Consider the following 8565-nt stretch of genomic DNA (forward strand, 5'->3'; position numbering starts at 1 on the left):
ATGCATTGAAACAGCGATTGATGCCGCCGAAGTGATCCTCACCTTAGCCCCGGAAACCAACGGGCAGGTTGCGGTGAAAGCCTGGCAAGCGCTGGGCGAGTTTACCGGCCTCAACCACACCCATCTGGCGACCAACAAAGAAGACGAGAAGATTCGCTTCCGCGATATTCAGGCGCAGCCGCGCAAAATCATCTCCAGCCCGACCTGGTCAGGGCTTGAAGATGAACACGTCTCCTATAACGCGGGCTACACCAACGTGCACGAGCTGATCCCGTGGCGCACCGTGTCGGGCCGCCAGTCGCTGTATCAGGATCACCCGTGGATGCGCGATTTCGGCGAAAGCCTGGTGGCCTATCGCCCGCCAATCGACACCCGCAGCGTCAGCCACATGAATGAAATCCCGCCAAACGGCTTCCCGGAAAAAGCGCTGAACTTCCTGACGCCGCACCAGAAATGGGGCATTCACTCCACCTATAGCGAAAACCTACTGATGTTAACGCTGTCGCGCGGCGGGCCGATCGTCTGGCTGAGCGAAACCGATGCCAAAGAGCTGGGTATTGCCGATAACGACTGGATTGAAGCGTTCAACGCCAACGGCGCGCTCACCGCCCGCGCGGTAGTCAGCCAGCGCGTGCCGCCGGGCATGACCATGATGTACCACGCTCAGGAACGCATCATGAACATTCCAGGCTCGGAGGTCACCGGACGACGCGGGGGGATTCACAACTCGGTCACCCGCATCTGCCCGAAACCTACCCATATGATTGGCGGCTATGCGCAGCTTGCCTATAGCTTCAACTACTACGGAACGGTCGGTTCGAACCGTGATGAGTTCATTATGATTCGCAAAATGAAAAACATTAATTGGCTGGATGATGAAGGCAATGATCAGGTTCAGGAGGCGGCAAAATGAAGATACGCTCACAGGTTGGGATGGTTTTAAACCTTGATAAATGCATTGGCTGCCACACCTGCTCCGTGACCTGTAAAAACGTCTGGAGCAGCCGCGAAGGGATGGAATACGCGTGGTTTAACAACGTCGAGACCAAACCGGGCATCGGCTTCCCGAAAGACTGGGAAAACCAGGAGAAATGGCAAGGCGGCTGGGTGCGCGGCATCAGCGGAAAACTGACCCCGCGCATGGGCGGCCGTCTGGGCGTGCTGTCGAAAATCTTCGCCAACCCGCTTATCCCTGGCATCGACGATTACTACGAACCTTTCACCTACGACTACCAGCACCTGCACAATGCGCCGGAAGGCAAAAACCTGCCCACTGCTCGCCCGCGTTCGTTGATAAGCGGCCAGCGGATGAACAAAATCGAATGGGGCCCAAACTGGGAGGAACTGCTCGGCGGCGAGTTTGAAAAACGCGCCCACGACCATAACTTCCAGGAAATGCAAAAGGAGATGTACGGCCAGTTCGAAAACACCTTCATGATGTACCTGCCGCGCCTGTGCGAACACTGCCTGAACCCAAGCTGTGTCGCCACCTGCCCAAGCGGCGCGATTTACAAGCGTGAAGAAGACGGCATCGTGCTGATTGACCAGGACAAGTGCCGCGGCTGGCGTATGTGTATCACCGGCTGCCCGTACAAAAAAATCTACTTCAACTGGAAAAGCGGCAAATCCGAAAAATGCATTTTCTGCTACCCGCGTATTGAATCCGGCCAGCCAACCGTCTGTTCGGAAACCTGCGTGGGGCGAATTCGCTATCTCGGCGTGCTGCTGTATGACGCCGACCGTATCGAAGAAGCGGCCAGCACCGAACACGAGACCGATCTCTACGAACGTCAATGCGATGTGTTCCTCGACCCGCACGACCCTGCGGTGATTGAAGAAGCATTGAAACAGGGCATCACCCAGAACACGCTCGACGCCGCACAGCGTTCACCGGTGTACAAAATGGCGATGGACTGGAAGTTGGCGCTGCCGCTGCACCCGGAATACCGCACGCTGCCGATGGTGTGGTACGTACCGCCGCTGTCACCGATTCAGTCCGTTGCCGATGCCGGTGGACTGCCAAAAACCGACAGCATTCTGCCGGCGGTGGAAAGCCTGCGCATTCCGGTACAGTACCTGGCAAACATGCTCAGCGCGGGCGACACTGGCCCGGTACTGCGCGCGCTGAAACGCATGATGGCGATGCGTCACTACAAACGTTCTCAGACCGTTGAAGGCGTCACCGACACCCGCGCGATTGAAGAAGTGGGCTTAAGCGTGGAACAGGTTGAAGAGATGTACCGCTACCTGGCGATCGCCAACTACGAAGACCGCTTCGTTATTCCCACCAGCCACCGTGAAATGGCGGAAGATGCCTTCCCGGAAAGCAAGGGCTGCGGCTTCACCTTCGGCGACGGTTGTCACGGGTCGGACACCAAGTTCAACCTGTTTAACAGCCATCGTATAGACGCCATCAATATCGGGGAGAAAAACTAATGCGAGTCCTGAAAATAATCGGGCTGCTGCTGGAGTACCCCGATGAGCTCAGCTGGGACAACAAGGATGAGCTATTTGCGTTAATCGACAGCGACGCCCCGGCGCTGCGCCCGTTCCTTGAACAGCATCTGGCGGCCTCGCTGCTCGATAAGCAGGCCGAATGGTGCGAGATTTTCGAGCGCGGGCGCGCAACGTCACTCATGCTGTTTGAGCACGTCCATGCGGAATCCCGCGACCGTGGTCAGGCAATGGTTGAGCTCATGTCGCAGTATGAACAGGCCGGTTTGCAGCTCGACTGCCGCGAGCTGCCTGACCATCTGCCGCTTTATCTCGAGTATCTCAGCATTCTGCCACAGGCTCAGGCGCAGGAAGGCCTGCAAAACGTCGCGCCAATTCTGGCGCTGATTGGCGGTCGGCTGAAGCAGCGTCAGGCACCGTGGTATCAGCTGTTCGATACCCTGCTGTCACTGGCGAAAACATCATTATCAAGTGACAGTGTCACAAAACAGGTGGCGGGCGAAGCGCGAGATGATACCCGTCAGGCGCTGGACGCAGTCTGGGAAGAGGAACAGGTGAAGTTTATCGAAGATAACGCCACCGCCTGTGACAGTTCCCCGCTGCAAAGTTATCAACGACGCTTTAGCCAGGACGTGGCGCCACAGTACGTGGACGTCCGTGCGGGAGGCCCGAAATGATACAGTACCTCAACGTCTTTTTTTACGACATCTACCCTTACCTCTGCGGCACGGTGTTCCTGCTGGGCAGTTGGTTGCGCTACGACTACGGTCAGTACACCTGGCGCGCCTCATCCAGCCAGATGCTCGATAAGCGCGGGATGGTGATTTGGTCCAACCTGTTCCACGTCGGTATTCTGGGGATCTTCTTCGGCCACTTCTTCGGCATGTTGACGCCGCACTGGGTATATGAATCCTGGCTGCCGCTGTCGCAGAAACAGCTGATGGCGATGATTCTCGGCGGTGCTTGTGGGGTAATGACGCTGGTCGGCGGCGCGGGTCTGCTGATTCGTCGTCTGTTCAACCCGCGCATTCGCGCAACCTCATCGACGGCGGATATTCTGATCCTCAGTATTTTGCTGATCCAGTGCTGCCTCGGCCTGACCACCATTCCGTTCTCCGCGCAGCACCCTGACGGCAGCGAGATGCTGAAGCTGGTGGACTGGGCGCAGGCGGTGGTCACTTTCCACGGCGGCGCATCGGCGCACCTTGACGGCGTAGCCTGGATTTACCGCGTGCATCTGGTGCTCGGCATGACCATCTTCCTGCTGTTCCCGTTCACCCGCCTGGTACACGTCTGGAGCGCGCCGGTGGAATACCTGACTCGCCGTTATCAGGTCGTACGCTCACGCCGATAACCGTTTTAATCCCTGTAGCCCGGCTGAGCATCGCGACGCCGGGTTTTTTACGCCACAAACAAAATACTAAACCTAATCTCAACCACTTTATCTTTCACCACCACAATGAATAATAACGCGCTATATTACGCTCGTTGAATTTACCAGCGTGTCTGAAAGCACGCGGGAAATATAAATTCACTCAGCATCGTAATTAATAATCTTGTTATGGCGAGGCTCCTGAATAAACATAAGTTATCGCCCTGGTGGTATCGAGAGAGACCATCACAGGGAAATACAGGCATCCATCGAATCAAGGTGTTGCCAAGATAACTTCTGACGGCTCAAGGTCGTACAGATACGTTGTTCAGTGCTAAAACCGGGACGTAGGGATTCTTCTCAGCATTTCCAGTTTTGTTCGCCCTATATAGAATTTCTATAGGGAACATTTTGATGTCTTATATTCATGCCACTGCGCCGCACTACCCAACTGCCCCGGCTACGGGCGATATTACCTCAAGCTACATGTCGAAAACGTTTATTTCGTTGCCGGAACCACTCAGCGTAAAAGAAGCGCGCGAGATGTTCCTGCGACAATTAAATGACGATCATTTCCCCTGCGCCGTATTCGTGGTTTCCGGCGACAACCTGCGTGGAATATTATCCACTCGCGCGCTGTTACAAGCGTCCGACGATAATCAGCCGATCGTGCAGCTGATGACCACCACCTTATTCCACGTCGGCCCGGACGATACCCGCGACGTGGCCGCGGAGCTTATCGAAAAGCACCGCCTGACGCTGCTACCGGTGATTGAAAACGGCAAGCTTATCGGCTGCCTCAATGAAAAAGAGATTGATAAGCTGTTAGCCGATGAAATCACCGAAGATGCGCAGCTTCAGGGGGCGACGTTGCCTCTGGAAAAACCGTATCTGGAGATTAGCCCGGTTACGCTGTGGAAAAACGCGCCGTCTGGCTGCTGCTGCTGTTTATCGCCGAAGCGTACACCAGCACCGTGATTCAGCACTTTGAAGAGGCGCTGGAGTCCGCCATTGCGCTAGCCTTCTTTATCCCGTTGCTGATTGGCACCGGGGGCAACAGCGGTACGCAAATCACCTCGACGCTGGTGCGCGCCATGGCGCTAGGCGAAGTGGGCTTAAGGGATCTGGGGCGAATTCTGCGTAAAGAGATGTCGACGGCGATGCTGGTCGCCATCACGCTCGGCGCAGCAGGCTGTCTGCGAGCATGGATCATGGGCATTGGCCCGGAAATCACCTTTATCGTCAGCCTGACGCTGGTGTGCGTTACCATCTGGAGTGCGATCGTCTCCTCGGTGATCCCGCTGGTCATTAAACGCGTCGGCATCGACCCGGCGGTGGTTTCCGCGCCGTTTATCGCCACGCTGATTGACGGCACCGGGCTGATTATTTACTTCAAAATCGCTCAGCATTTCTTAGGGTTAAGCTAGTGCGAAGCCTCTCATTCCGTAGCCCGGCCAAGCGAAGCGACGTCGGGCTACAGGGTGAAGGTGTCGCCGGTTGCCGGGGAGATAACCTCCGGCAGCCACAGTTTGCCCCACGCGCCGGTGCAGTGGCAGCCCATGATTTTATCGGGGTTAAGCTGCTGTAAAAATTGCCTGACCTGCCAGAGCGTGCGCGGTGAAGCACTGCGCAGATGAAAACCGCCGATAATCGCGTGAACCTTGTCGATGCCGGTAATCTGCTGGCAGTGCCGCACGATGTTGATAATCCCGCGATGCCCGCAGCCGGTAATAATGACCAGCCCGCGTTCGGACAGATAAATCAACACCCCCTCATCAATCACGTAATCCGTTTGATCGCCGGTCACCCCGTAGGCTTTGGGGCTATCAACGGCTATTTCGCCTGACCAGATAAAACGGTCACTAATGTGCAGCGGCGCGCGGGTGTACTCCATACGATGGCGAGCGTAATCAATCTCCAGCGACAGCTTTTTGATTTTATGGCTGCGCCCCGCCACGTTCAGCGCGGCATAGCGCTCGTTGCCGATGGTCGGATGGCAAATAATGCGGCTGTTATCCGGCAGCCAGGGTACGCCGCCGCAATGGTCGTAATGACCGTGTGAAAGCACCGTCGCCGTGAGGTTATCTAGCGAAATGCCCATCTGCGCGGCATTGTGCCGGAAACTATCATCAGGGCCGGTGTCGAAAAGAATCGAGGTGGTTTCATCCTCAAGCAGCAGGCTTAGTCCCGCTTTGGCTCGGAGTCCGCTATCGGCACCACGAGCCAGCTGGTTTTCAAGCAATACGCGAAGCGTTAATGCCATCATCTCATCCCTGAAGGTTACGTTATGACGTAAACGTATATTATTTCCCGGCTTCGGGGTGGGTGTCGAATGCCGCCATTATGGCTTCCAGCTCGCTAACGCTAAAGCCGTATTTCGGGTCTTCTACGCCCAGACCAAAGCGGATTTGCAGCGCCTCGTACAGCGCGGGCACGTCCGGGAAATCTATCTTCTCGACCACGTGGTTGTTATCCCAGTGGGTAAAGTGGAAGTTGGTCAGCGTCATTTTGCCACCGTCCGGCAGGTGACGACACATCAGCAGATGGTGGCGGAAATGCGACTGAGGCCAGTGCGCCGACCAGAAGTTGCCCATCACGTAATCTGACGCATACTGACGACCTAAATCGAAGTGATACATCGACTGCCAGTGATCGTGGTGGCTGAACTGTAAAATCCATTCCTGATTTTCATACAGCAGACGATAGTCGCCGTGCGGCGTCGTCTGGGTAATATCCGCCAGCAGCTTGATTGGCGCGGTCAGCGTCTGCCCGCCAAAGCCTACGTCGGCAATCCAGCGCTCGCCATCAACGTCCACCAGCAGCAGGCGGTGGGTTCGCGGCGGCATCTGCGGCGGATGCGATAGCACCACGCGGCCCAGCAGGCTGCGCACGTGGAAACCCAGTTCGCGCAGTACGCGTTCAAACAGACCGTTTTGTTCAAAACAGTAGCCGCCACGACGTGCGTGAACCAGCTTGTCTTCCAGTGATTGATCGTCGAGGTGCATCTCGCGCGGTAACAGCACGTCAAGGTTCTCGAACGGAATGGCGCTGTTATGGTGGATATGCAGACTGCGCAACGTCTCAATGGATACGTCAGGGGTTCCCGTCCAACCGAGACGGGCAAAATAGGCGCTTAAGAAAGGGGTCATCAATGCCTCCAGCGTTGGTGTCCGTTCTTTATAACCTATTTTGCCCGGCCCACTGACCGATTTGTGCGATCGGTTAACCTACCGTGTACTTCGCTGCATTAACCCCAGCGCGGTCAGCATTAACGCCAGCCCGACGAACAGCGTCAGGCTCGCCATCGCCATCCCCTGACCGACCGAACCCTGCTCGAACTGCCGCCAGATAAACACCGCTACGGTCTGCGTCCCCGCCGGTGCCAGCAGCAGCGAGGTCACCAGTTCACGGGAAGCAACGGCAAACACCATCAGCATCGCCGCCAGCAGCGCCGGAAACACCAGCGGCAGGACAATCAGCCGTAGCGCCTGCCACGGCGACGCACCGTGCACCCGCGCCGCGGGTTCCAGATTATTCCCCAACTGACGCAGCGCGCTGCCGACATAGCGCACCGGCCACGGCAGTAACAGACAGCAATAAGAGAGCAGCAGCATAAACCACGTATTGTAAGGTGAGACCGGCCAGAACGGCTGATTCCACAGGAGAATCAGCCCAACGCCCACCACCACTCCCGGCAGCGCGGCAGGCATCAGCGACAGCGCATCGATTAGTGCGCTGCCTTTGATTTTTTGTACCAGCACCAGCCAAGCCGCCACCAGCCCGAGCAGGCCGACAATCAGCGCCGACGCCAGCGCCAGCGATAAACTGGTACCCAGCGCCGACAGCGCATCGCCCTGCTGCGCGAACAGCGCGCTAAAGTGCTTCAACGTAAAGTTGCCCATGTTCAATCCGCCGGAAAGTGTCCCCATCAGGCTGGTTGCGACCATCGACGCGCCGGGAAGCAGTACCGCCAGGCCACCAACACCGCCCATCACCAGCAGCGCAGGTAGCGTCATCACTCCGAGCGACGCCCCGCTGTTCTCCCCGGGTTTTCCGGTGACGCTGGTGACCTCCGTCGTTCCCGTCAGCCGTTTTTGTAACCACCAGGCGAGCAGCGCCACGGTAATCAGCAGCACCGACAGCAGCGACGCACCGGTGAGATCGATAGGCCAGTCCGCGAGTTTTTTCTCAATGCCTACGGTGAGCATCACCACGCCCGCCCGAGAGCCCAGCGCCGCAGGAACCCCGTACTCTTCAATCGCCAGAGTAAAGGCCAGCAGCATCCCCGCCGCCAGCGCCGGGGAGAGCATCGGCAGCGTGACGTGCCAGAATGCCCGCCAGGCGCTCGCCCCGTGAACCCGTGCAACAATTGCCAGCCGCTGCCCGCTCGCCAGCAGGCTGCGGGAGACGGCAAAATAGACCACCGGGAAGATATTCAGGGTCATCACCAGCACGATCCCCGTGCGGCTAAACAGTAGATCGTTCAGATCCCAACCGGTCAACTGCTGCAGGTAGCCGTTATGCTGCAACACCAGCATCCATGACAGCGCAGCGATATACGGTGGCGTGAGGAACGGAATTAAGAACAGCAGATCCCACAGTTTCGGCAGCGGCAGATTAAAGAGCCCGCGCAGCACGCCGAGCGGCAGGCCAACAATCACGCTCATCAACGCCACGCCGCAGGCAATCCATAGGGTTCCGCCGAGCATCGGCATCAGCTGCGGGTCGCTTAGTAAAGC

General features: G+C 57.3%; 7 protein-coding genes, 1 pseudogene and 1 riboswitch. Of the genes and pseudogenes, 5 read left to right on the forward strand and 3 right to left on the reverse strand.

Features of this window, described 5'->3' with window-relative positions; all coding sequences use genetic code 11:
- From GKAS_RS21485 to GKAS_RS21505, 5 genes and pseudogenes are all read left to right on the forward strand, one after another.
- Positions 1-913, forward strand: a 913-nt coding sequence (locus tag GKAS_RS21485) for a molybdopterin dinucleotide binding domain-containing protein (protein WP_035897315.1), incomplete at its 5' end; no start/stop codon positions are given.
- A complete protein-coding gene (gene narH, locus GKAS_RS21490; protein ID WP_035897316.1) occupies positions 910-2436 on the forward strand; it encodes a nitrate reductase subunit beta in 1527 nt (508 codons plus the stop codon). The genes GKAS_RS21485 and narH, both read left to right, overlap by 4 nt.
- Positions 2436-3131, forward strand: coding sequence for a nitrate reductase molybdenum cofactor assembly chaperone (gene narW, locus GKAS_RS21495; protein ID WP_035897317.1), 696 nt, complete (start codon positions 2436-2438; stop codon positions 3129-3131). Before narH ends, narW begins: the two co-directional genes overlap by 1 nt.
- Complete coding sequence (gene narI, locus GKAS_RS21500) at positions 3128-3808, forward strand: respiratory nitrate reductase subunit gamma (RefSeq protein WP_035897318.1); 681 nt, start codon at positions 3128-3130, stop codon at positions 3806-3808. Before narW ends, narI begins: the two co-directional genes overlap by 4 nt.
- A 194-nt stretch (positions 3809-4002) precedes the next feature.
- Positions 4003-4186, forward strand: a riboswitch (M-box (ykoK) riboswitch).
- Positions 4187-4240: 54 nt separating this feature from the next.
- A pseudogene (locus GKAS_RS21505) lies at positions 4241-5253 on the forward strand (magnesium transporter).
- Positions 5254-5300: 47 nt separating this feature from the next.
- Here GKAS_RS21505 and GKAS_RS21510 read toward each other — a convergent pair.
- The 3 genes from GKAS_RS21510 to GKAS_RS21520 form a co-directional block, all read right to left on the reverse strand.
- Positions 5301-6089, reverse strand: coding sequence for an MBL fold metallo-hydrolase (locus GKAS_RS21510; protein WP_035897319.1), 789 nt, complete (start codon positions 6087-6089; stop codon positions 5301-5303).
- A gap of 40 nt (positions 6090-6129) precedes the next feature.
- Positions 6130-6975 carry an N-hydroxyarylamine O-acetyltransferase gene (gene nhoA, locus GKAS_RS21515; protein WP_035897321.1) on the reverse strand — a complete coding sequence of 282 codons (846 nt, stop codon included), beginning with the start codon at positions 6973-6975 and terminating at the stop codon, positions 6130-6132.
- Between the two features lie 78 nt (positions 6976-7053).
- Positions 7054-8565: ABC transporter permease (locus GKAS_RS21520; protein WP_035897323.1), on the reverse strand; the 1512-nt coding region annotated here is incomplete at its 5' end.

Source organism: Kluyvera ascorbata ATCC 33433, from assembly GCF_000735365.1.
Taxonomy (GTDB): Bacteria; Pseudomonadota; Gammaproteobacteria; order Enterobacterales; family Enterobacteriaceae; genus Kluyvera; species Kluyvera ascorbata.